Source organism: Noviherbaspirillum sp. FW303-A3 (genome assembly GCF_058788695.1).
Genome location: NZ_JBYTAZ010000001.1, coordinates 1,977,608 through 2,001,190, shown reverse-complemented (window position 1 = coordinate 2,001,190; position 23,583 = coordinate 1,977,608). Strand labels below are relative to the sequence as shown.

At 61.4% G+C, this 23,583-nt stretch carries 17 protein-coding genes and 1 pseudogene; 14 read left to right on the top strand and 4 right to left on the bottom strand.

Annotated elements, in window-relative coordinates; genetic code table 11:
- Positions 1-140 precede the first annotated feature (140 nt).
- The 11 genes from AC3WOY_RS09760 to AC3WOY_RS09710 all read left to right on the top strand — a co-directional run bounded on the left by AC3WOY_RS09760 (position 141) and on the right by AC3WOY_RS09710 (position 17,309).
- Positions 141-854, top strand: coding sequence for a glutathione S-transferase family protein (locus tag AC3WOY_RS09760; protein WP_492423159.1), 714 nt, complete (start codon positions 141-143; stop codon positions 852-854).
- Positions 855-872: 18 nt separating this feature from the next.
- Complete coding sequence (locus tag AC3WOY_RS09755; RefSeq protein ID WP_492429251.1) at positions 873-2,105, top strand: multifunctional CCA addition/repair protein; 1,233 nt, start codon at positions 873-875, stop codon at positions 2,103-2,105.
- A 75-nt stretch (positions 2,106-2,180) separates the two neighbouring features.
- Positions 2,181-3,200, top strand: a complete 1,020-nt coding sequence (locus tag AC3WOY_RS09750) for a cytochrome-c peroxidase (RefSeq protein ID WP_492423157.1) — start codon at positions 2,181-2,183, stop codon at positions 3,198-3,200.
- The gene (locus tag AC3WOY_RS09745) at positions 3,197-4,675 is read left to right on the top strand and encodes a DAHL domain-containing protein (protein ID WP_492423155.1); all 1,479 of its coding nucleotides are present in this window, start codon (positions 3,197-3,199) and stop codon (positions 4,673-4,675) included. Before AC3WOY_RS09750 ends, AC3WOY_RS09745 begins: the two co-directional genes overlap by 4 nt.
- Positions 4,676-4,861: 186 nt before the next feature.
- Complete coding sequence (locus AC3WOY_RS09740) at positions 4,862-6,727, top strand: thiamine pyrophosphate-binding protein (protein WP_492423153.1); 1,866 nt, start codon at positions 4,862-4,864, stop codon at positions 6,725-6,727.
- A gap of 11 nt (positions 6,728-6,738) precedes the next feature.
- Entirely contained in the window at positions 6,739-7,488 is a 750-nt protein-coding gene (locus tag AC3WOY_RS09735) for an SDR family oxidoreductase (protein ID WP_492423151.1), read from the top strand.
- Between the two features lie 13 nt (positions 7,489-7,501).
- Positions 7,502-8,311, top strand: coding sequence for a citrate synthase family protein (locus AC3WOY_RS09730; protein ID WP_492423149.1), 810 nt, complete (start codon positions 7,502-7,504; stop codon positions 8,309-8,311).
- A complete protein-coding gene (locus AC3WOY_RS09725; protein ID WP_492423147.1) occupies positions 8,308-9,105 on the top strand; it encodes a citrate/2-methylcitrate synthase in 798 nt (265 codons plus the stop codon). The genes AC3WOY_RS09730 and AC3WOY_RS09725 overlap by 4 nt, the downstream gene beginning before the upstream one ends.
- Positions 9,106-9,169: 64 nt before the next feature.
- On the top strand, positions 9,170-11,266 hold the full coding sequence (locus AC3WOY_RS09720; protein ID WP_492423145.1) for a TonB-dependent receptor plug domain-containing protein: 2,097 nt from the start codon (positions 9,170-9,172) through the stop codon (positions 11,264-11,266).
- Positions 11,267-11,571: 305 nt separating this feature from the next.
- A complete protein-coding gene (locus AC3WOY_RS09715; protein WP_492423143.1) occupies positions 11,572-12,717 on the top strand; it encodes an ABC transporter substrate-binding protein in 1,146 nt (381 codons plus the stop codon).
- Between the two features lie 110 nt (positions 12,718-12,827).
- Positions 12,828-17,309, top strand: a complete 4,482-nt coding sequence (locus tag AC3WOY_RS09710) for an EAL domain-containing protein (protein ID WP_492423141.1) — start codon at positions 12,828-12,830, stop codon at positions 17,307-17,309.
- Positions 17,310-17,371: 62 nt separating this feature from the next.
- On the opposite strand, the gene AC3WOY_RS09705 is transcribed toward AC3WOY_RS09710, so the two are convergent.
- A complete protein-coding gene (locus AC3WOY_RS09705; RefSeq protein ID WP_492423139.1) occupies positions 17,372-18,505 on the bottom strand; it encodes an ABC transporter substrate-binding protein in 1,134 nt (377 codons plus the stop codon).
- A gap of 261 nt (positions 18,506-18,766) precedes the next feature.
- Between AC3WOY_RS09705 and AC3WOY_RS09700 the strand changes: the two genes are divergently transcribed.
- The gene (locus tag AC3WOY_RS09700; RefSeq protein WP_492429249.1) at positions 18,767-19,423 is read left to right on the top strand and encodes a GNAT family N-acetyltransferase; all 657 of its coding nucleotides are present in this window, start codon (positions 18,767-18,769) and stop codon (positions 19,421-19,423) included.
- A gap of 19 nt (positions 19,424-19,442) precedes the next feature.
- On the opposite strand, the gene AC3WOY_RS09695 is transcribed toward AC3WOY_RS09700, so the two are convergent.
- Entirely contained in the window at positions 19,443-19,934 is a 492-nt protein-coding gene (locus AC3WOY_RS09695; protein WP_492423137.1) for an Lrp/AsnC family transcriptional regulator, read from the bottom strand.
- Between the two features lie 138 nt (positions 19,935-20,072).
- Between AC3WOY_RS09695 and hppD the strand changes: the two genes are divergently transcribed.
- Both hppD and phhA read left to right on the top strand, forming a co-directional pair.
- The gene (gene hppD, locus AC3WOY_RS09690) at positions 20,073-21,185 is read left to right on the top strand and encodes a 4-hydroxyphenylpyruvate dioxygenase (RefSeq protein ID WP_492423135.1); all 1,113 of its coding nucleotides are present in this window, start codon (positions 20,073-20,075) and stop codon (positions 21,183-21,185) included.
- A gap of 11 nt (positions 21,186-21,196) precedes the next feature.
- The gene (gene phhA / locus AC3WOY_RS09685; protein ID WP_492423133.1) at positions 21,197-22,078 is read left to right on the top strand and encodes a phenylalanine 4-monooxygenase; all 882 of its coding nucleotides are present in this window, start codon (positions 21,197-21,199) and stop codon (positions 22,076-22,078) included.
- A 25-nt stretch (positions 22,079-22,103) separates the two neighbouring features.
- Here phhA and AC3WOY_RS09680 read toward each other — a convergent pair.
- Positions 22,104-22,262: pseudogene (locus AC3WOY_RS09680) on the bottom strand (EF-hand domain-containing protein); the annotation flags it as partial.
- Between the two features lie 216 nt (positions 22,263-22,478).
- A complete protein-coding gene (locus tag AC3WOY_RS09675; RefSeq protein WP_492423131.1) occupies positions 22,479-23,396 on the bottom strand; it encodes a LysR family transcriptional regulator in 918 nt (305 codons plus the stop codon).
- Positions 23,397-23,583: the final 187 nt, after the last annotated feature.

The following is a 23,583-nucleotide window of genomic DNA, read 5'->3' as shown; positions in this document are numbered from 1 at the left end:
AGGCTTTGCCGGTTTGGCAAAGTCGCGCAAAAGCTTTATCCTCGAATTCCGCACTGCGGCAATCGCTGCCCGATGCATCCTGCCCGGTAGGCACGCAGCAGGCGAAGCCGCGGAAAACAATCGAACAACGGACTGTAAGCATGCAAAGCACAGAACTCGACCCGACCTTGTCGCAAACCCTCAACGCCGCCGAGAAGGCCGGCCTGAAACTGGTCATCGGCAACAAGAACTATTCCTCCTGGTCCATGCGTCCATGGGTGGCGATGAAGGCATTCGGCATTCCGTTCGAGGAAGTGCGCATTGCGTTGGGCAAACCGGAAACATCGTCGATGATCGCCCAGTACACCTCCGCAGGACGCGTGCCGGTGCTGGTGGCGGGGCAGACGACCGTCTGGGATTCGCTGGCGATCTGCGAATACCTTGCGGAGCAGTTCCCGGACAAGGGCTTGTGGCCGCGCGATGTCGAGGCGCGTGCCGTAGCGCGTTCCATCTGCGCGGAGATGCATTCCGGCTTTACGGGCATGCGTACGGCCATGTGGATGAACATCCGTGCCAGCTTTCCCGGAAAAGGCCGCACGCCGGAAGCGCAGGCCGACATCGCGCGCATCTGCGAGATCTGGGAAGACTGCCTGGCGCGATCGGGACCGCATCATTTCCTGTTCGGCGATTTCTCGATCGCCGACGCGTATTTCGCCCCGGTTGTCATGCGTTTCCGCACCTATGGCGTCTGGCTGCCGCCGGCTATCCAGGCCTACGTCGACCGCGTTGTCGCCCATCCCGCCGTGGCACAGTGGATCGATGGCGCGCTCAAGGAAACCGACCGGTTGGAGAAGTACGACAGCTACCCGGACTGAATGCGCGGACTGACTGCGATGAAGACCTACGTCGTCGGCGGTGCCGTACGCGATGCCTTGCTGGGCCTGCCTGTGCAGGACCACGACCATGTGGTCGTCGGCGCGACGCCGGACGAGATGGTGGGATTGGGTTTCCGTCCGGTGGGCAAGGACTTTCCGGTATTCCTGCATCCGCGAACGAACGAGGAATACGCACTGGCGCGCACCGAGCGGAAAACCGCGCCCGGATACAAGGGCTTTGTCTTCCATACCTCGCCCGACGTGACGCTGGAACAGGATCTTGTCCGCCGCGACCTCACGATCAATGCGATGGCGCAAGCCGAAGATGGCAGCATCGTCGATCCTTTCGGCGGCCAGGCCGACCTGCAGGCACGCGTCTTCCGACACGTGTCGGAAGCCTTCGCAGAAGATCCGGTACGCATTCTCCGCGTTGCGCGTTTCGCTGCGCGATTTACCGGTTTCAGTGTTGCGCCGGAAACGAATGCGCTCATGCGGTCCATGGTGGCGGCGGGGGAAGTGGACGCGCTCGTGCCGGAACGCGTCTGGCAGGAGATCTCGCGCGGCCTGATGGAAGCCCAGCCCTCGCGCATGTTCGAGGTCTTGCGTGCGTGCGGCGCGCTTGCGCGCATCCTGCCTGAGCTGGATGTGCTGTGGGGCGTGCCGCAGCCGGAACAGCACCATCCCGAAATCGATACCGGCGTACACGTCATGATGGTGGTGGACCGTGCGGCTCGCCAAGGCTTCGACCTTCCCGTGCGCTGCGCCGCATTGATGCATGAGCTGGGCAAAGGCGCGACGCCGCCGGATGCATGGCCGAAACACCATGGACACGAAGGGCAGGGCGTGCACCTCGTGGAGCAGGTCTGCAAGCGCCTGAAAATTCCCAACGATTGCCGCGACCTCGCTGTCATGACCGCGCGCGAGCACGGCAACATCGCGCGCGCCTTCGAGCTGCGCGCCGACACCATCGTCAAGCTCCTCGAACGCTGCGACGCATTCCGCAAGCCGGCACGCTTTGTCGACATGCTGCATGCCGCCGAATGCGACCATCGCGGGCGCGCGGGTTTCGAGGACCGTGATTTTCCGCAGCGTGCCTACCTGGAGCAGGCATTGGCCGCTGCTACTTCGGTCAATGCCGGCGAGATCGCACGCCTGCACGCCGACCAGCCGAAACGCATCCCGGCGGCTATCCAGGCGGCGCGTGTGGAGGCAGTGGTTGAGATTGTCAATCAGGCAAGGATGCATCCGTAGCTGGCACTGTTGCGGATTTTGCCGCCCGTTACCGATTTGAAACTCGCTTGTCGGGATTCTTGCTATTCTGTAAGAGTGACTCCGACAGCTCATTTCGTCCAGCCTCCGCGGCGTGCTGCCGCGGCAAGCGCGCACAGATTCGTCATTGCGCTGGCGGGGGCTTGTGTTGCTGCCGGCGCGCTCGCCGCCGCGCGCCTGGACGAACCGATCCGCCCCTTGCCTGAAAAGGTGGACGCCGATCCGGCGCGCGTGGCGCTCGGCAAGCGGCTCTTCTTCGACACCCGGTTTTCGCGCGACAACAAGGTCAGTTGCGCCAGTTGCCACGACTTCGGCAAGGGCGGCGCGGACGGCAGGACACGGTCGCCCGGAGTCGACGGCCGCACCGGGCCGCTCAACTCGCCGACCGTGTTCAACACCCGCTTCAACTTCCGGCAGCTATGGAACGGCAAGGCCGATTCGCTTGAGGATCAGGTCGACATGTCCATCGCCAATCCCAATGTGTTCGACTCCAACTGGGACAGCATCCTCGCGAAGCTGGCCAAGGATGCGGTCATGGTCCGGGATTTCAAGAATGCCTATCCCGATGGACTGAACCGCAGGAATGTCACCGATGCGGTGGTGACGTTCGAGCGATCCCTGGTGACGCCTTCCCGCTTCGATGCCTACCTGCGCGGTGACGCCGATGCAATCTCGGCCGAGGAAAAGCAGGGCTATGCCAGGTTCAAGAGCTATGGATGCGTGGCCTGTCACCAGGGCATCAATGTCGGCGGCAACATGTTCCAGGTGTTCGGCGCCGTGCGGCCGTACCTGGGGCGGGACGGCGTGCTGCAGGAATCCGATCTTGGCCGCTATCACGTCACCCGGCGCGAATCCGACAAGTTCGTGTTCAAGGTGCCCAGCCTGCGCAATGTGGCCCTGACCGCGCCCTATTTTCACAACGGCTCGGCGCGTACCCTGGAGGAAGCGGTCGACGTGATGATCAAGTACCAGCTGGGCCGCATGGCGCCGCAGGAAGACAAGGCGCTGATCGTCAAGTTCCTCCATACGCTGACCGGCACGCTGCCGGCGCACGCGCAACCGGGGCCCGCGCAATGAAGTCGCCGCGCATCACGCTGCTCTGGCTCGGCTTTGCTGCGTTGCTGGCCATCTCCGGCTATCTCTACTACCAGACGCAGGCAATCGATGTCGAAATGCAGAACGAGGTCGTGCCCGCGTTGCGTGATCTGAAGCAGCTCGATGCCGAATGGAATACCAATATCCTGCAGTCCCGCGTCGGCCTGCACAGCAATTACGATCCGCTCACTACGCCGCTGCCTGCCGCGCGGCAACTGCGCGAACGACTCATCCGCGGCATCAAGATGGGGCACGGCAGCACGCTCGAGGAAGCCTTGTATGCGATGGAGCAGGCCTTCGTGGACAAGGAAGACCTGGTCGAACAGTTCAAATCGCAGAACGCCGTGCTGCAGAACTCGCTGCGTTACTTTCCGACCGCGGTGGAGGAGTTCAAGGCGCTGATGCGGCAGCAACGAAGCATCGGCACGCTGCAGGCGGACATCGATCGCCTGCTGACCGACATCCTTCTCTATAACCTGATGCCGGAAAAGGATTTTGGCGAGCGGATCTCTGTTGCCATCGCGCGTCTCGACAGCAGGCAGGAGAGCATTCCCGAAGCGTTGCAGGAGCAGCACGCCCTGATGAGCCGGCATGCCCATATCATCCTGCGCCAGCGTGCGGTCGAAGACGCACTGATCGCGCGCATCACCGGCACGCCCACCGCCGCGCGGATCGATGCGCTGAACATTGCCCTCGACGACGCCTTCCAGGAGATGCTGCACGAGAAGCAGCTCTACCGCCTGTATCTCTTTGTGTATTCCGGATTCCTGCTGGCCCTGCTGACCTATGCGGCCTGGCGCCTGATGCACAGCTACAAGGTGATCGCCAGGGTCAACCGCAGCCTGCAGGCCGCCAACGAGACGCTGGAGCAGCGGGTGGCAGAGCGCACGGCGGAACTGGCCCGCAAGTCTGCACAGCTGGAAGAGCTGGCAACGCATGACACGCTCACCGGCCTCATCAACCGCAGGCACCTGCTGGATCAGATCGAGCAGGCCATGGTACGCGCCGAGCGGCGCGGCTGGATCGTGGCGCTGATGTTCATCGACCTCGACGGCTTCAAGGCGATCAACGACACCTACGGTCATGCCGCGGGAGATCGCGCTCTGCAGGAGGTTGCATTGCGGCTGCGGCAACATGTGCGCAAGGAGGATGCGTTCGCCCGCCTGGGCGGGGACGAATTCGTGATCCTGATGAATGAAGTCGGCGTACCTGCCGGCGCCGCACGCCTCGCCGAGGCGGTGCTGGAGGAATTGCATGCGATCAGCGACATCGACGGCCACGCGATACGCCTGTCGGCCAGTATCGGCATCGCCTCCGCAAGCGGTGCGGCAACAACGATGCCTTCGGCGCAAACGCTGCTAGGCCAGGCCGACCAGGCCATGTACCGGGCCAAGCAGCAGGGAAAAGGATGCTATTGCTTCAGCGACGAGTGCGCATGGCCGGCAGCAACTATATAGACCCCGTTACGCACGGTGAGCGTTTGCACTTTTTGAAATTTTCCCTTTAAAAATCAACTAGTTGGTCATGTTATTTTGGAGTACTATTGCTGATTGGCAATAGAGACAATGGCTGTCGGCGTTTCGCCTGCAGCCATCACCCAAAAAAAATTTCAAAGGCGCAGATGCCGCCGAAGGAAAACCGACATGCGTACCAACATCTTGCCCGTGCAGCATGCTGCCGAAGGCGATCAGGAGAGACGGGACATCGCAACCAGTCATGAGGTTGAAGTAGCCGACTTGCTGGTGGCCTATCTTGAGCAGATAGGCGTCGAATATGTGTTCGGCGTACCCGGCGGCGCCATCGAGCCGCTGTACAACGCACTTGCCAGGAGCCAGCGGCGTGGAGGCATACGCCACATCCTTGCGCGGCATGAGGCCGGCGCGGCCTTCATGGCCGATGGCTATGCACGCGAGACGGGCAACATCGGTGTCTGCTGTTCCACCTCGGGCCCGGGAGCGACCAATCTCATTACCGGCGTGGCCGGCGCCTACGACAACAATATTCCGATGCTGGTCATTACCGGCCAGCCCGCCTTGCCTGCATTCGGCAAGCATCCATTGCAGGAGTCGGCCTGTACCGGCATCAATGTCCTCGGCATGTTCCGCCACTGCACGCGCTACAACTCCCTGATTTCGCATCCCAAGCAGCTTGAGCCGAAGCTCATCGCAGCGCTGCAGCGTGCCACCCGCGCGCCGCGCGGGCCGGTGCACCTGACAGTGCCTGTCGATGTGTTCCGCAGCCCCAGTATGCCGGCCGCACCGTCCTACGACCTGCGGCAACTGCTCGCGCCATCGTCGATGATCGATGACGATGCCGTCGACACGCTCTACCACATGATCGTGGATGCGAAGAAGGTGGTCTTGCTGATCGGCGGCTGGTGCGGCGAGGCGGCCGGTTCCATCCTGCAGTTCGCGGCATTGAAGGGGGCCACCTTCGTCACCACGCCGGACGGCAAGGGCCTGGTCAGTCCGCATCACCCGCTGTTCCGCGGCGTATTCGGTTTCGGTGGCCATGTCTCGGCCGACGCTGCATTGCGCGACGAATCGGTTGACCTGATTCTCGCCGTCGGCGCAAGCATGGGCGAGTGGAACAGCGGCGGCTGGAGCGAGAGCCTGCTGAACGAGCGCCTGGTGCATATCGACGAGTCAGAGGACAACCTGGCGCGCACGCCGATGGCACGTCTGCATGTGCGCGGCCGCATCCTGTCGGTATTCAATCGCCTGGTAGAACGCCTGCACGATGAAGAAAAGCATGCTTCCTACGAGATCGAACGCCGCCGCGTGTCGCGGGAAGTCAAGGTCAAGGTGTCCGATCCCGACAGCATGCTGTCGGACATGGACAAATACCTGAGCGACGCTACGCCGATCAAGCCGCAGCGGCTGATGCGCGAGCTTGGCCTGATGTTCCCGCCGACCACGCGCTTCCTCGCCGATACCGGCAACAGCGTGTCCTGGTCCACCCACTACCTGCATCCGCGCGACCGGCGCGTCGGCGAGCGCCGGCTCCTCGGTGGTGAACGCAAGCGGACAGCCGGGCGCCGCCGTACCCCAGGGGGATGGCTGCGCGTGAACATGAACTTTGCGCCCATGGGCTGGGCGATCGGAGGGGCGGTGGGCACTGCCGCGGCCAACCCGGATGTCCCGATCGTTTGCATCACCGGTGACGGCAGCCTGCTGATGAACGGGCAGGAGATTTCGGTTGCGGTCGCGGAGCAGCAGACGATCGTGTTCGTCGTTCTCAACGACCGCGCGCTGGGCATGGTCAAGCACGGCCAGAGGCTGGCAAAGGCCGAACAGATCGGTTGCGACCTGCCGCCGACGGATTTTGCAGCACTCGGTCGCGCATTGGGCGCGCAGGCGTTTACAATCCGGTCACCCGAAGACATGGCGAAGCTGGATGTCGAGGCGATCTGCGCACGCAAGGGACCGACGGTGCTGGATGTGCTGATCGACGCGGAAGAAGTGCCGCCGATGAATGTCCGCATGCGGGTATTGGCGAACAATCTTTAAAGAATTATCTTGTGGGCAAACTAAAGGGCAAGACTGTACTGATTACTGGTGGTTCCAGCGGCATCGGACTGGCATCGGCAAAGCTGTTCCTGAATGAAGGGGCGCGTGTGGCAATCACCGGACGCGACCCGGAGGGATTGGCAGCGGCGCAGCAATCCTTGGGCGCCGATACCCTGGTGATACGCAGCGACGTCAGGGATCTCGACTCGATCGACGCCGCGATCCAGCGGGTGCGAGAGCATTTCGGCCAGCTCGACATTCTTTTTGTGAATGCAGGCGTTGCCAAGGCCTCTCCGCTCGGTGGAGTCACCGAGGCGCAGTATGACGAGATCGCAGAGATCAATCTCAAGGGCGCTTTCTTCACGATCCAGAAGGCGTTGCCGATACTGTCCCGCCCAGCATCCATCATCGTCACCACATCGATCAGCGGCCGCATTGCAACGCCGCATTTCTCAATATATGGGGCGACCAAGGCCGCGCTTTCTTCACTGGTGAAGTCGCTGAGCCTCGCCCTCGCCGAAAGCGGGATACGCATTAATGCGATTTGTCCAGGACCCATCGCCACACCCATCTTTGACCGATTCGGTCTCCCCGAGGAAATGCTGCGGGCGAAAAAGCAGGAAATTGAAGTCAAATCACCGATGAAGCGATTCGGCAGCCCGGAAGAGATTGCCAGGATTGCGTTGGTTCTCGCTTCCGACGATTCTTCCTACATGACAGGAGAAGAAATCGTCGTTGATGGCGGTATGAGTCTCACTTGAGAAAGGGAAGCGAATGAGCGGCGACTTTGTGCCGGTTGATGTCATACATACCCGAATCTGGAAGGAAGAGCCGGAAGCGGACAATCCGTTCGCAGCGAAGGCGGCATACTGTTTCGGGTACGACGTTTTCGGGCAGATGCTCGGAAATGCCCGTTGGGTGGAGATGCTCTACCTGCTGTTTCGCGGCGAGGCGCCTTCGGCACAGCAAGCCGGCCTGATCGAGGCCGTCGCTGTGGCGATGGCCAATCCCGGGCCGCGGGATCCCTCGGTGCATGCGGCGATGTGTGCGGGAGTATGCGGTTCCACCGCCGCTTCAACGCTGGTTGCGGCACTCGCGGCCGGCGCCGGAGGAATCTCCGGCGGGCGCGAGGTGCTCCTTGCCCTTCGCGCCTGGCAGGAATACGGTACGGACCTTCAGGCCTGGGAGTCGTTCCTGAAAGGCGGACCGGCGCGCACGCTGGACATTTGGCCCGACCTTGAGCATCAGCCGGGGTTCGATCCGCACGGCGTCTGCAGGAGTGACGTGGTTGACATGGCAATGGCGTGCTTCGCACGTCTCAGTCCCGGCCCGCACCTGCCCTGGCTGGCCTCGAATGCAGATGCGCTGGAGCGCGCGGCCGGACGGCCGTTAAGCCTTGCTGGCGCCGCTGCCGCTGCCTATCACGATTTGGGCTTCTCGTCCGAGGAAGGCGAAATGCTGCATTTGCTGCTCCGCCTGCCCGGGGCGGCGGCACATGCGCTTGAGCAGAAAGGATATGGTTTCAGGAAGTTTCCGTTCTATTCCATCGATGTTGAAAACGATCCGGCAAAGGGGATGGCATGAGCGGCCCGGAAATCCTGAAACAAAACGTGGGCACCCTGCGGACGAAAATGGGTGCGTTCTGGGCTGGCAGCAGGGCCGTGTTCCGGGGGCACGACCTGCATGCCGATCTCAGGCACATGGATTGGGTGGAGCTCTATCTTTTCGGGGTGACCGGAAAGCGCTTTACACCGGAACAAATGAAGCTCCTGCACGGCATCCTGGTCTATACCAGCTATCCGGATGCCCGTCTCTGGAACAATCGCGTCGCCGCCATGGCAGGCACTGCCAGGAGTACGCCGGGCCTGGCGATATCGGCCGGGATGGCGGTGTCGGAAGCGTCGATCTACGGGGGGTATCCCGGCGTGCGGGCCATCGATTTCTTCCTGCGTGCGCAGCAGCACGTCAGCTCGGGCGGAAACCTGGCGGACTTCGTGAAACAGGAGGGGAAGATTTTCGGCTACGGCAGGCCGACTCCCGAGACGACGGATGAACGCTTGCCTTGGCTCGAACGACTGGCGCACGAGCTGAGCCTCGATCAAGGACCTCACTTCAGAATCGCCAAGGAGGTTGAGAGAATGCTAACTGCACGACACCCGCGCCTCCGCATGAATTACGCCGCCATGACTTCTTCCCTCTGTGCGGACATGGGGTTCACGAAAACCGACTTTCAGGTATTCCGTGTTCCCCTGTTTGTTGCAGGTATGCCTCCCTGTTATCTGGAAGCGACAGAAAAGCCTGAAGGCACTGTTTTTCCGGTACCATGCGACGGAGTAAAGTATGAGGGACCGCCCGTACGTCAATGGCGATCTGAATAAGCTGTTGGAGTGTTCGTAGGGATGTCGAGAGCCAAATAATAAAGATCGACAGGGGAGTGCAGGAATGCGAACGACGATACCCAAGGCAATCTGCCTATCCGTTGCCATGGCATGTGCCTCCATGGCGCATGCCGAAGTCAATGACGAGGAAGACCTGGCGTCGATCTACGGCGACAAGTTCACTGTCTCGATCGCGACAGGCTCCCAGCAGCACATCCGGCGAGCGCCGGCGGTCGCGACGGTCATTACGGCTGAAGACATCGCCGCCATCGGCGCAGTCGACCTCGACGAAGTCCTGGAAACGGTCCCGGGCCTGCATGTCAATCGCAGCGCCAACTTCAATTCCCCCCTATATACAATGCGCGGTGTGATGAGCCAGTTCACACCGCAGGTGTTGATGCTTCAGAACGGCATTCCCGTGACTACGCTCTTCATCGGCAACAAGGGCAACCTTTGGGGAGGCCTGCCGCTGGAGAATGTAGCCAGGATCGAGATTATCCGCGGCCCCGGGTCGGCGCTCTATGGTTCAGACGCCTTTTCCGGTGTCGTCAATATCATTACCAAAACCGCCGCAGATACGCCAGGGACCAGCGTTGGCGTGCGTGCCGGATCATTCAATACCAAGGACGCCTGGCTGCTGCACGGCGGTAACGCAGGGCCGGTCGAGGTTGCTGCCTACCTCAGGGTTGGAAGCACGGACGGTTTCAAGAGACTCATTTCTGCAGATGCCGCGTCGCGCAATGACCGTGCGTTCGGGACAAGAGCCAGCCTCGCGCCGGGATTCTCGAACAACCAGCAGGAAGCGCTCGACGGCAGCCTCGACCTCTCTTACCAGAAGTGGCGCTGGCGCAGCAGTTACAAGTTGCGTGACGATATGGGCACAGGTATCGGCGTAGGCTCTGCACTCGATCCTGTCGGTCGAGGCAAGAGCGAGCGCATCATGTCCGATCTTTCATGGACGGACCCCCAGGTCGCGTCGTCATGGGCGACAAATGTCACCTTGAGTTACATGGGGTACAGGCAGCGCTTTCCCGTGCCGGCAGTTCTCTTCCCGCCGGGCGTGACCTTCCCCACGGGGACATTCGCCAGCGGGATGATCGGCGCCCCCGAGACATCCGAACGCCAATACAGGCTGTCGACATCTGCCACTTATCACGGATTCAAGTACCACAGCCTGCGATTCGGCCTGGGCTATGAGGACCTCGACCTGTATGCAACACGGGAAATCAAGAACTTCATATTCAGCCCCGCAGGCGTTCCGGTACCGGATGGCGCCGTCAGGGATTACACGTCGATTGCGCCTTTCCTGACGCCGCACCGCCGAACCGTGAAGTACCTGTATGCCCAGGATGAATGGCGTATCGCCGAGGACTGGGCGCTGACCGCAGGCATCCGCCACGACAGGTATTCCGATTTTGGCAGCACGACCAACCCTCGCCTGGCACTGGTGTGGGACGCATCGCTCGAGCTCACCGCCAAGCTGTTGTATGGCCGTGCATTCCGCGCACCTTCGTTTAACGAGGAGTACAGCATCAATAATCCGGTCGCGCGCGGCAATAGCAGCTTGCAACCGGAAACCAACAAAACGATCGAGGCGGCGTTTTCCTGGCAGGCGCGAAAGGATACACAGGTCAACCTGAACTTCTTCCGCTACGACATGGACGACATCATTCGCACTGTGCCCAATGCAGTACCGGGAACAGGCGCAACGTACAACAATACCGGCGGCCAGCACGGCTCGGGAATGGAACTCGAGGCAATGTGGGATTTCAGCCGCAATGTACGGCTGACGGGCAACTACTCGTACCAGAAGTCCATCGACGAGCTGACAGGCCAGGACGCAGGTTATGCCCCACATCATCGTGTCTATTTGCGGGCGGATTGGCGCTACTCGAGCGGATGGCGTTTCAGCTCCCAGTTGAATCGCGTCATGGACCGCAAGCGCGCTGTCGGCGATACCAGGCCTCCTGTTCCGGATTACACGACGGTGGATTTCACTGCGCGCAGCCAGCTGGATGGCGGGCAATGGACGATTGCCGCTTCTGTGCGGAACTTGTTCAACGCCATGGTGCTGGAGCCGTCCCTTGCACCGGGAACGATTCCGAACGACTTGCCCATGGCGCCGCGTGCTTTCTGGGTGCAATTCGCATACCGGATGTAATTTCGGACGGCCTCGGGCATGGTGTATACCCAGGCACGGCACGCATCCTGAGTTCCGCCAGTCATCTTCATTGCGCAATCGGTGTATGGTATGCAGCGCATCTCCAACGCGCGCTGCTTCCGTTTGTCCACATTTGCATCAATCTTTTGCCTCCTGTGCTTGATCATTCAGCATGTAATATCAGGATATTTACTGTGAGGAAAAACAGTCATTCTGGATGTGAAATGCCTTAAATATTGCTCGTTAGAACATTTACTGCGATATTCTTCGATAACTTAGCGAAACTGTTTGTTCACCGATACTTCATGGCGACAGCAAAACTCCACAACAACAGGCATTGCAGGCCAGGTACGCGCATCATGCGTGGGCTGCTCGGCTTGTGGTCTGTGTTCGTCGTGGGTAATGCTGCTGCGCAGACAGGGCAGTGGGGAATGTCGGTCGCCTACACGGACCTCCATCATATGCAGGACCTGAGCTACGACCCCTTCGAGTTCCGCAGTGACCTGAATATCCCCCGTTACGAATTCAGCCCGATCAGTCTCGCAGAACTCGGCGATGCATCGAAGCGCTTCGACGCCCAGACGGCCGGTGCCCTTGCCGTAGTCTATCCGGACATTGGCGAACCCTATCGCAGCGTCTTTGCAAAAATCATCGAAGGAATCGAGGATGGCGCACGCCTCGCGGTGCACACCTATCCGATCGGTCCGAATCAGGACCCTGCCGAGCTGAACGGACTGCTGAAGAAGAACGGCACCAAGGTCGTCATCGCGCTCGGACGCCAGGGGTTGAAAGCCACGTCGTCCCTCGATAGTGCGATTCCCGTCGTCGTCGGCGGCGTGCTTGCCATTCCGGAGGCGGAAAACCGCAGCCTGATGGGCATCAGCCTGACGCCAGATCCGGCCTTGCTGTTTACGCGCCTGAAGAACCTCATGCCGGGCGTGAAGCGCGTCATCGTCGTCTACAATCCGCAGCACAACGAATGGCTGATCAAGATCGCACGTGAAGCGGCCAGGACGCATGGCCTGGAGCTGGCCACACATGAAGCGCGCGATCTCGCCGCCGCCGCGCGCGCCTATGAGACCGCCTTTGCCGCCGCTGATGGCCGCCGCGATGCGGTATGGCTGCCGCAGGACGCGACGACAGTCGACGAGAACACCATCCTCCCGCTCGTCCTGAAGGAATCCTGGAACCGCAATGTCCCGGTGTTCTCCAGCAGTTTCCTGCACGTGAAAAAGGGAGCATTGTTTGCGTTGTACCCGAACAACCTGGAGCTCGGACGCACACTCGCGAGTTCCGCGCTTGCCGTGATGGCCGGCGATGGCCGCCGCCGCGGCGTACTTCCCCTGAGGGAGGTCCAGACCGCCGTCAACCTTCGAACCGCAAGTCACATTGGCCTGACGATCGGCTATCAACAGCAACGCAGTTTCGATTTCATCTTTCCGGAGCCTTGATGCATAGAGCGAACAATAAGAAGAACAAGCAACGCACGATGGACGACGGGAGGGTCTCCCGCCGTTTGCAGCAGCGCCGCCATGCGCCGGCTTTCGATTTCTGATTCACCATGATGTTCCGCAATTTCCTCAGCCGCACCGGTTTTCGCCGCCAGCTGACGATCGTCGTCAGTGCCGCCATCCTCGGCCTGGCCCTGTTCTCCTCCTTGATGAACTCCTGGGAGGCCAGCCGCCGCATGGAAGGCTATTTGGTCGAGCAGGGGCAGCGCATCACCGAAAACCTTGCCTTGCAGAGCGTGCTTGCGCTGCTCTACCACTCTCCCGACAATGTGCGCGAAGGCGTCAGCACGACCCTGGCGTTTCCCGATGTGACCCAGGTCCGGATTACCAATACGGCCCAGCAGGTGCTGCTGTCGCAGGTCAAGCCGGGAAGCGATGCCAGGCCGGTCACGCCGGCTGTCGCCATTCCGGTTTCCCACGCCATGCTGGTGCAGGAAAACGGAAGAGAGTGGCATTTCATGGCGCCGGTGTTCGGCGGGCAGGCCGAAAGTTCTCCGTTCGACGTGCAGGAGCGCCAGCAGCAATTGCTCGGCTATGTCCATGTCGTCATCGGCAAGGGGACGCTCAACCGGCTGGTCGCATCCCTCCTGATCGGCAACCTTGCCATCACGCTGTCGTTCGCTGCAGTGTTGCTCGGCATCATGCGCCTGCTGGCGCGCCACATGATCCGTCCTCTCAACGCCCTGTCCAAGCTGATGGGGCGCGCGGAAGCGGGCGAGTCCGGCATGCGCGCGGTACCCAACGGGCCGCGGGACATCGTCGAGATGGCACACGCATTCAACAAGATGATGGATGTGCTGGAAGAGCGCGAGGTGGAACTGAAGCAATCGCGCGACGAGGCATTGCGCACCGCGTTGATGAAGACGCAGTTTGCCGCGACCGTCAGTCACGAGGTGCGCACGCCGCTCAATGGCGTGGTCGGCATGCTGGACATGCTCAAGGAAATGCGCCTTACCAAGCGCCAGCAGGAATGCGTCGACGTCGCCTGGAATTCCTCGCGCGCGCTGATCGAGCTGATCAATGACATCCTCGACTTCTCCAAGATGGAAGCCGGCAAGCTGGAACTGGATGAAATCGAATTCGACCTGCGCAGGCTGGTCGAGGAAGTGATCGAGCTGCTGGCCAAGCAGGCACAGCAGAAGGGGCTGGAAATCGGTTACCTGATCGCATCCGACGTTCCCGAGCGCGTTCGTGGAGACTCGTTGCGATTGCGACAGGTGCTGCTGAACCTGATCGGCAACGCAGTGAAGTTCACCGAGCACGGCGAAGTGGCTGTCCGCATTTCCGTCTCGAATGCTGCCTCCGCGGAGTTCGGCCTGCGCTTCGATATCAGCGATACCGGCATCGGCATGGGCGAGGAAGCAGTCAAGCATATCTTCGAATCTTTCGCCCAAGCCGACCGCTCCACCACGCGCAAGTACGGCGGCACCGGCCTTGGCCTGGCGATCTGCAAGCAGCTCGTTGCCTTGATGAATGGCGAGATCGGCGTGAGCAGCCAAAAGGGCAAGGGCAGCACGTTCTGGTTCTCGGTACGCTGCAAGCTTGCCGAGCAGATGCCGGCGGCGGCAGACAATCGTGCGCTGCAAGGCGTCCGCGTGCTGGTTGCCGACGGCAGCGAAATCATCCGCTCCTTCATCGACCAGAATCTCACGCGGGCCGGCATGCATTGCCGCACCGTGCATAACGGACCTGCAGCACTGGCCGAACTGGTGCGCGCGGAGGAAGTGCGCACGCCCTACGACCTCGTCGTCATGGATGTCGACACGGTGGATGAGCGAGGCAGCGACCTCGTTCGCCGCGTGCGCATCGACATGGGGGCGGCCACGCCGCGCATCCTGGTCCTGGACCGCTACGCATCTCCGATGGGAAGCAGCTCGCTCGGCGCCGATCTCTACCTCGGGAAGCCGCTGCGCCTCGATCGTCTCATGGAAGCGGTACGCCGGCTCTTGCCCGGCGGGCAGGCGCCGGCCGCCGCGACCTTCGCCACGACGCAGCCGGCCGCCATCCATATGGCCGCGAAGGATTACCGCGTGCTGGTGGCGGAAGACAACCGTACCAACCAGATGGTCGCCGCCGGCATGCTTGCCATGAACGGCTGCGAATGCAAGTTCGCCGCCAACGGACGCGAAGCGGTGGAGGCGGCGCGACACGGCCATTTCGACCTGATCCTGATGGACTGCAGCATGCCGGAGATGGACGGCTACGAGGCTACCGCGCATATCCGCAACTTCGAGGAGCCGCTCGGCCGCCGTACGCCGATTGTCGCAATGACCGCGAACACCCAGCAGGGAGATGCGGAGAAGTGCCTGGCCGCCGGCATGGACGACTACCTCGCCAAGCCGATCACCCTGGTCGAACTGCGGCACAAGCTCGAACGCTGGCTGGGCCGTGCCGAATCGGCCGGCCGTGCCATGCTGCCCGCCGTCAGCACACATGAGGTCGATGGCAGCCCGTTGGACCACGACGTGTTCGACAAGCTGCGAGAAATCCTCGGCCCGGCATTGCAGCAGACGGTGGCGCCTTTCCTCGAAGACACGCCCGGTTACCTGAATCAGCTGGAACAGGCGATCAAGGACGGCGACGCGGATACCGCGCGTGCCATGGCGCATTCGATCAAGGGCAGCAGCGGCAACCTCGGCGCGAGCACGCTGGCGCAACTGGCGAAGGAAGCGGAGGAACTGGCGATCGAATACCGTGTCGCGGAAATCCAGCCGATGCTCGGCCGCTTGCGGCAGGCGTTCGAGGCGGTGGCGGTGGTGCTCGGCAGCGAAGTATTCATCGAGGACCGCCTCAGCATCCGGCAGGGCGAGGAGATCGCGCAGGTACTCGTCGTCGACGACGACCGCAGCACGCGCAGCTCCCTGCGTCATACGCTCCAGCGCGACGGCTTCCGTGTCGAAGAGGCCGCGGACGGCGCACAGGCGCTGCAGATGCTCAAGCGCATGCAGCCGGACGTGATCCTGATGGATGCGGTGATGCCGGTGATGGATGGTTTCACCGCCTGCGCCCGCGTGCAGGAATTGCCCAACGGCCGTTCGATCCCCGTGCTGATGATTACGGCGCTGGAAGACAATACCTCGGTCGAGCGCGCATTCGCCGCCGGCGCGAGCGACTACATTCCCAAGCCGATCCACTTTGCCGTGCTGTCGCAGCGCGTGCGCCGCATCATCGAAGCCAACCAGGCGGAAAAGCGCATCCGGCATCTCGCCTACAACGACCTGCTGACCGGCCTGCCGAACCGCGCGCTGTTCATGGACCAGCTCGGCCGCCGGATCGAGCAGGCGCGGGTGGCCGGCGAAGCCGTCGCCGTGCTCTTCCTGGATCTCGACCGCTTCAAGAACGTCAATGATACGCTCGGCCATGACGTCGGCGACCGCCTGCTGGTGGCTGTGGCGCAACGCATCCGTCGCAGCGTCCGCAATGCCGATTGCGTGGCGCGTCTCGGCGGCGACGAGTTCACCGTCGTGCTCGCCGAAGTGGCCGGCCCGAACGCCGCGGTGACCGCCGCCCAGAACATCTGCCGCGCGCTGGCAACGCCATTCCAGATCGACGGTCACGACATCTTCGTGACCACCAGCGTTGGCATTTCGATGTACCCGCATGACGCCACCGATGTCGGCACCCTGCTCAAGCACGCGGACACCGCGATGTATCGCGCCAAGAAGAACAACAGCGGCTTCCAGTTCTTCGAAGCATCGATGGAGCACTCCATTTCCGAGCATGTGCGCATGGAGAACGACCTGCGCCGCGCGATCGAACGCGACGAGCTGGAAGTGTTCTTCCAGCCGCAGGCGCGCGTGTCCAACGGCCAGGTCATCGGCGCGGAGGCGCTGGTGCGCTGGCGGCATCCGACGCGCGGCATGGTTTCGCCGGCGGAGTTCATTCCGCTGGCCGAGGAAACAGGGCTCATCAACCCGGTCGGCGAATGGGTGTTGCGCGCAGCCTGTGCGCAGTTGCAGAGCTGGATCAAGGCCGGCCTGCCGACGATCCGGATTGCGGTGAACCTGTCGGTGAAGCAGTTGCTGAAGAAGGATTTCGCGGCGACGGTCGAACAGGCGCTGGCCGACACCGGTCTTGCGCCCAGCCTGCTGGAGCTGGAGATCACCGAAAGCACCTTGATGGAGAATGCGCAGGACACGCTGGAGGCGCTGCACCGGTTGCGCGGCCTCGGGGTGCGCCTGTCGATCGACGACTTCGGCACCGGCTATTCATCCTTGTCCTACCTGAAGCGCTTCCCGGTGGACATCATCAAGATCGACCGCTCCTTCGTGCGCGATGTGCCGCATGATGCCGACGATGCCTCCATCGTCACCGGCATCATCGCGCTGGCGCACAGCCTGCGTCTGGAAGTCGTGGCGGAAGGGGTGGAGACGGAGTCGCAATTGCGCTTCCTGGGTGAGCAAGCCTGCGACATGCTGCAGGGCTATTACCTGAGCCAGCCGATCCCGGCGGACCAGTTTGCCCGGGAAATCCTGTCCAAGGAAAATTCGCGCTGGGAAGCGAGGATGAAGACGCTGCCGGGGATCGATTGAGGATGGTCTGGAGGGAGGGTTCCGTCAGGCCGCGCGTACCGGTCTGACGGAGAGAAACTGGATCACCGTACGAAGCGGCCGTTCTTGCCGATCATGGTCAGTTCGACGAACTCGCTTCCGGTGTGGTCGTTGGCGCCGTAGGTCACCATCAGGCCGCCGAAATCGACGCGCTGCATCGATTCCAGCGCCTTGACGAAGCCTGCGCGCGTCAGCTTCGGACCCGCGCGGCGCAATGCTTCCACCAGCACCTTCGCGTTCACGAATCCTTCCATTGCGGCGTAGGAGACCGTTGCCTTCGAATCTTTCACCGCCCGCGCGAATTCCTGGCCCAGGGGTGTCGACAGGAGGTGCGGCGCGGGCGTGATCTGCGTCACGATCACGCCCGCGCTTGCGGGACCGAGGTCGTCGACGAAAGCCTGCGAAGAATTGTTCGACATGGTCATGATCTGCATCTGGCTGCCCTGCGCGCGGATCGCCTTGATGACCTCGGCGGTGTTCTTGGCGGAGCTCACGATGATGAGTGCGGTCGGATCGGCCTTGATGACTTCCGCCGCAGCAGCCTGGTAATCCGGCTTCACACGGGCGTATGCCGTGATCGACACGGGAGTGAGCTTGCGCGCTTCCATCGCCTTCCGGAATCCTTCCAATCCGTCCTGACCGAACGCATCGTCCACATGCAGCAGGCTGATGCGATGGACGCCGATGGTGGTGAAGTGCTCGACCGCCTTGGTGATTTCATCCTGGTACTTCGCGCGGATATTGAACAGCAGCCGGTTCACCGGGTTGTGGAAGATGGCGGCGCCGGTACTGGGGGCGAGCAGGGGCACGTTGTACTGCTCCAGCAGCGGCAGGATCGCTTGCGTATGCGGTGTGCCGCGGCCCTGGAACAAGGCGAAAACATGGTCCTTCCTGATCAGCGTTTCGGCATTTTCCAGGGTCAATGCCGGATCGAACTTGTCGTCCAGCACTTTCATGACGATCTGGCGGCCATGCACGCCGCCCTGTCTGTTGATCTGGTGGATATAGGCCATCGCCCCTTCATTCATTTCCTTGACCGGACCGGCAACGGTGCCCGTCACGCCGACGGTCTGGCCGATGAGGATGGTGGTATCGGTGACGCCGTCTTCCGCCGATGCTGAAAATGCCGCGCCGGTGAGCAATAATGCAGAAAGGAATTTGCGGGGAAAAGCGCTCATCGTGACGTCCTTCAAGGCTGGGGGAGAGGCCATTGTTGAGCGTTGCCAAGTGGACAGCAATTGTGGGTTTTACGTAACAAGCAACACTAATTTCGCGTACTTGCATTGATGTGCGTCAACCGTGTCGAATATCGCGCAGCGCCTTCCTTGCAAGAGGCGCGAATCGCATAAAATGGCGTTGTGCATCGCACAAAAACTCGTTTCCGAGAGGAGTGCGCAATGAAATCGAATGAATTGGGAGGCCTGACGGCTCCTGCTGATATGACCAACGAACAAGCCGACCAGTTATCCGGCGAGAAGCCTAGCGTACGTGTGAAGGAATTGTCCGAGCGCGACCGCCGCCGCCTGCTCATGCATTTCCTGGAGCTGGATGACAGCGACCGCTTATTGCGCTTCGGCATGGTGCTGCCCGACGACCTGATCACGCGCTATGTGCAGACGCTCGACTTTTCGCGCGACACGGTATTCGGCGTCTACGACGACAACCTTGCACTGGTCGGTGTCGGTCACCTCGCCTTCGCGGCGCGCGAGACCAATCCCGTGCTGAGCGATGCGACGCTCAAGGCGCAGATCGCCGAGTTTGGCGTGTCGGTGTCGGCGTCGGCGCGCGGGCGGGGCGTCGGATCGAAACTCTTCGAGCGGGCGGCCATCCATTGCCGCAACGAGGATGTGGACACGCTGTACATGCATTGCCTGTCCTCGAACCAGACCATGATCCATATCGCGAAGAAGGCCGGGATGGAGATCCATCGCGATTACGGCGAAGCGGACGCCTACCTGAAGCTGACGCCCGCCAATCCGGGAAGCATGCTGGCCGAGGCGGTGGAGGAGCAGTTTGCGTCCTTCGATTACACCCTGAAGGCGAATACGAAAGCCGCGATCAAGTGGTGGCGGAAATTGCCTGGAGTAAAGAAGTAAGCCGGACCGGCTGCCGCTGTCACACCAGCGGCAGCGCCGTCGTATCCTTGATGCGCTGCAGCGCAAAGCTCGATTTCACGTCGAGCACCGCCGGATGCTTGAGCAGCGTCTCCATCATGAACTGCGAAAAGTGCTCCATGTCCTCCACGTGCACGCGCAGCAGGTAATCCATCTCCCCCGTCATCGCATAGCACGCGACCACTTCCGGCCAGTTGTCCACCGAAGCGGCGAAATCCGCCCGCGGCGAGCGCGAACTCCCTGCCGGCGGATCGCTGTGCTTCTCCAGCCGCACGTTCACATAGGCCAGCAATCCCAGCCCGATCTTATCCGGATCGAGCAGCGCCACGTATTGCCGGATCACGCCGGATTCTTCCAGGTTGCGAATGCGCCGCAGGCAGGGCGAGGGCGACAGGTTCACCTTTTCCGCCACTTCCTGGTTGGTCAGCCGCCCGTTCGCCTGCAAGATGGAAAGAATCTTGAGGTCGGTTTTGTCCAGGTTGATTTTTGACATGGATCACCAAATTCAAAAAATGTTTAGCAATTTTATTGCCAAATTCGCGACAGTGTGGGCCGATTTCGCAATCTTCTGTCTCCTCCCCTTGACTATACTGTTTTTAGCTTTTTATCAAAATTCTTAGAGGAGACAGGCATGGATTTCCAACCCTGGGACAACCCGATGGGTACCGACGGCTTCGAGTTCATCGAGTATGCCGCACCCGATCCCAAGGCGCTCGGTGCGTTGTTCGAACAGATGGGCTTTACCGCGATCGCCCGTCACCGCCACAAGGACGTGACCCTCTATCGCCAGGGCGAAGTCAACTTCATCATCAACGCCGAAAAGGATTCCTTCGCACAGCGTTTCGCCCGCCAGCATGGCCCGTCGATCTGCGCGATCGCGTTCCGCGTGAAGGATGCTGCCTACGCCTACAAGCGTGCGCTGGAACTGGGCGCCTGGGGCTTCGACAACAAGACCGGGCCGATGGAGCTGAACATCCCTGCGATCAAGGGCATCGGCGACTCGCTGATCTACTTCGTCGACCGTTGGCGCGGCAAGGAAGGAGAGCAGGGCGCGATCGGCGACATCAGCATCTATGACGTCGACTTCGTCGCCATTCCCGGCGCGGTAGCGAACCCGAAGGGCCATGGTCTGACCTACATCGACCACTTGACCCACAACGTGCATCGCGGCCGCATGAAGGAATGGGCGGAGTTCTACGAGCACCTGTTCAACTTCCGCGAGATCCGCTACTTCGACATCGAAGGCAAGCTCACCGGCCTGAAGTCGAAGGCGATGACTTCGCCCTGCGGCAAGATCCGCATTCCGATCAACGAGTCGTCCGACGACAAGTCGCAGATCGCCGAATACCTCGACCTCTACCATGGCGAGGGCATCCAGCACATCGCGCTCGGCACCGACGACATCTACTCGACCGTCGCCTCGATGACGGCAAAGGAAGTCGCCTTCCAGGACACCATCGACACCTACTACGACCTCGTCGACAAGCGCCTGCCGGGACACGGAGAGAAGCTGGACGAACTGCGTCGCCTGCGCATCCTGATCGACGGCAACAGCAACGCCTCGCGTCCCGAACTGCTGCTGCAGATCTTCACCCAGACCGTGATCGGGCCGATCTTCTTCGAGATCATCCAGCGCAAGGGCGACCAGGGCTTCGGCGAGGGCAATTTCCGTGCGCTGTTCGAATCGATCGAACTTGACCAGATCCGGCGCGGGGTGTTGAAAGACGAGAAGGTCTCCGCATAAGGAGCGGCATCATGAACACCACTGTCGACCAGGCGGATTTTTTCAAGACGCTGGAAGAGAAGTCGGACGGCGGCAAGCTGCGTGGCGATTACAGCTGCTGCGACGAGCGCTACGTCGTCCGCCAGGATTGGTCGGCCTATACGCCGGAGCAGCATGCGCTCTGGCGCAAGCTGTACCAGCGGCAGGCGAAACTGGTGCCGGACCGCGCGTGCGAGCTGTTCATCGAAAGCCTGGACAAGCTGAAAGCAGCGGATGAAATACCGCGGCTCGATCGCACGACCGAGGCGCTGGTCAAGGCCACCGGCTGGGAACTGGTCGCGGTGCCGGGGCTGATTCCCGACCTGACCTTCTTCGAGCATCTTGCGGAGCGTCGCTTCCCGGTCACGGTATGGTTGCGCGATCCGGAAGAGTTCGACTACATCGTCGAGCCGGATATCTTCCATGACTTCTTCGGGCATGTGCCGCTGCTGTTCAATCCGGTGTTTGCGGATCACCTGCAGCAGTTCGGCAAGGGCGGGCTGAAGGCGTTGAAGCTGGATGCGCTGAAGTATCTTGCACGCCTGTACTGGTACACGGTCGAGTTCGGGCTGATCGAAAGCCCGCAGGGTTTGCGCGCGTATGGCGCGGGCATCCTTTCCTCGGGCGGCGAGATCGAATACTGCCTGACGAGTCCGAAGCCGCGCCGCATCGCGCTCGATGCGGCGCGCATCATGCGCACGCAGTACAAGATCGATTCGTACCAGGAAACCTACTTCGTGATCCGGGACTACGAGCAACTGTTTGACGCGACCGCGCCGGACTTCACGCCGATGTATGAACGCCTGAAGAAACAGGAATCCCTGCCGGCCAACACGCTGCTGCCGGGCGAGGTCAACATCCCGCCCAATGCGTGATCAGCTCGACTGATCAGATCGAAATTCGGGCGCGCACCAGCGTCCGTATCTCGTCGCGCGTCACTTTTCCGTCGCGGTTGGCATCGATGCGGTCGAAGTGTTCGACCACGCGCGTCAGGTTGGCGGATTGCGCTTCGGACCGCGTGAGCGCGCCGTCGCCATCCTTGTCCGCGGCTTTGAACTGCTCGCTGAACTTTGACACGGGATGGGGTTGTTTTGACGCCTCGCCGGACGACTGGGCGACAGCCATGCCGCCGCCCAGCAAGGCACCGATGAGCATGGATAGCAGGATGTAGTGCATGGCGAACTCCGCACGGCTTTTGTCACGTTTTCACTGTACGTAGCGCACTGGAGTTTCTCTATGGCATTTACGCTCTGTTACAGGTTGAAATACTTGCAATCAGGGCGTCGCCGCGCCGCAGGCAAGCTTCAGGAAGCGGGCGAATGCTTCCGCCGCCGGAGCCTGGGGGCGCGATATCCTGCGCACGATGCCGATCTCCATCGGCGGCACGACGTCGGTAATCGGGCGGGCTTCAATCTTCCGTCCGTCCAGGGTCCACGGGCGGAACACCAGGTCGGAAAGAATGGCTACGCCGAGACCGAGTCCCACGAAGGTACGCACCGCTTCCATCGATTCGGTTTCGAGCAGGAGATTGGGTTCGAGTCCGCGCTTTTCCCAGTAACGTTTCGCCGATTCGCCGGCGTCGTCGACCATGATCTGGATGAGGGGGTATTGCGCGATTTCCTTCAGCGACACTTCACTCTCGGAACACAGCGGATGATCGCTCGCGGTCCACAACTGCCGGCGCGACCGGACCAGCGTTTCGCTGGCCAGCCCCTTCGACGGCGCGACATTCGATGTGACGGCAATGGCGACGTCGACATCGCCGTTCTTCACCGCTTCCTCCAGTTCGGTCCGGTGCAGTTCCATGAGCTTGAGCCTGACGCCGGGGTGGGTGCGCTGGAAGCGCGCCAGGTATTGCGGAAGGAAGTAGCCCATCACGGTGTAGGAGGCGGCAATGCGAATTTCGCCGGAGACGTCGTAAGTGCGGAACGCCGGCGCGCGCACCGCGTCATTCAGTGCATTGAGGACGTGCTGCGCATGCTGCACGAAGTGATGCCCTTCCGCCGTGAGGGTAACGCCATGGGGATGGCGGTCGAAAAGCTTCACGCCCAGCAGGCTTTCCAGCGAGGCGATGGCATTCGTGATCGCCGTCTGCGATACGTGGACCGCATGCGCGGCGAGGGAAAACTGGCCGGTTTCGGCGGCCGCCAGGAAGTAGCGGAGCTGGCGTGTGGAAATGTCCTGGATAGCCATTCGATTTTCGAATATCTGGTTCATCAAAATTATATTTTACTCAAGGAAGCCAAGTTCTTATAGTGATTGAGGAAGCATATAAAAGCCGGCGCTCGTCACATGGGTTGCCGGCAAAAAGAACCTTGCCAGCCGCAACCCGGCAGGCAAGAAAAAGACGCATTCTGAACATGAATGGATAGCCTGGAGG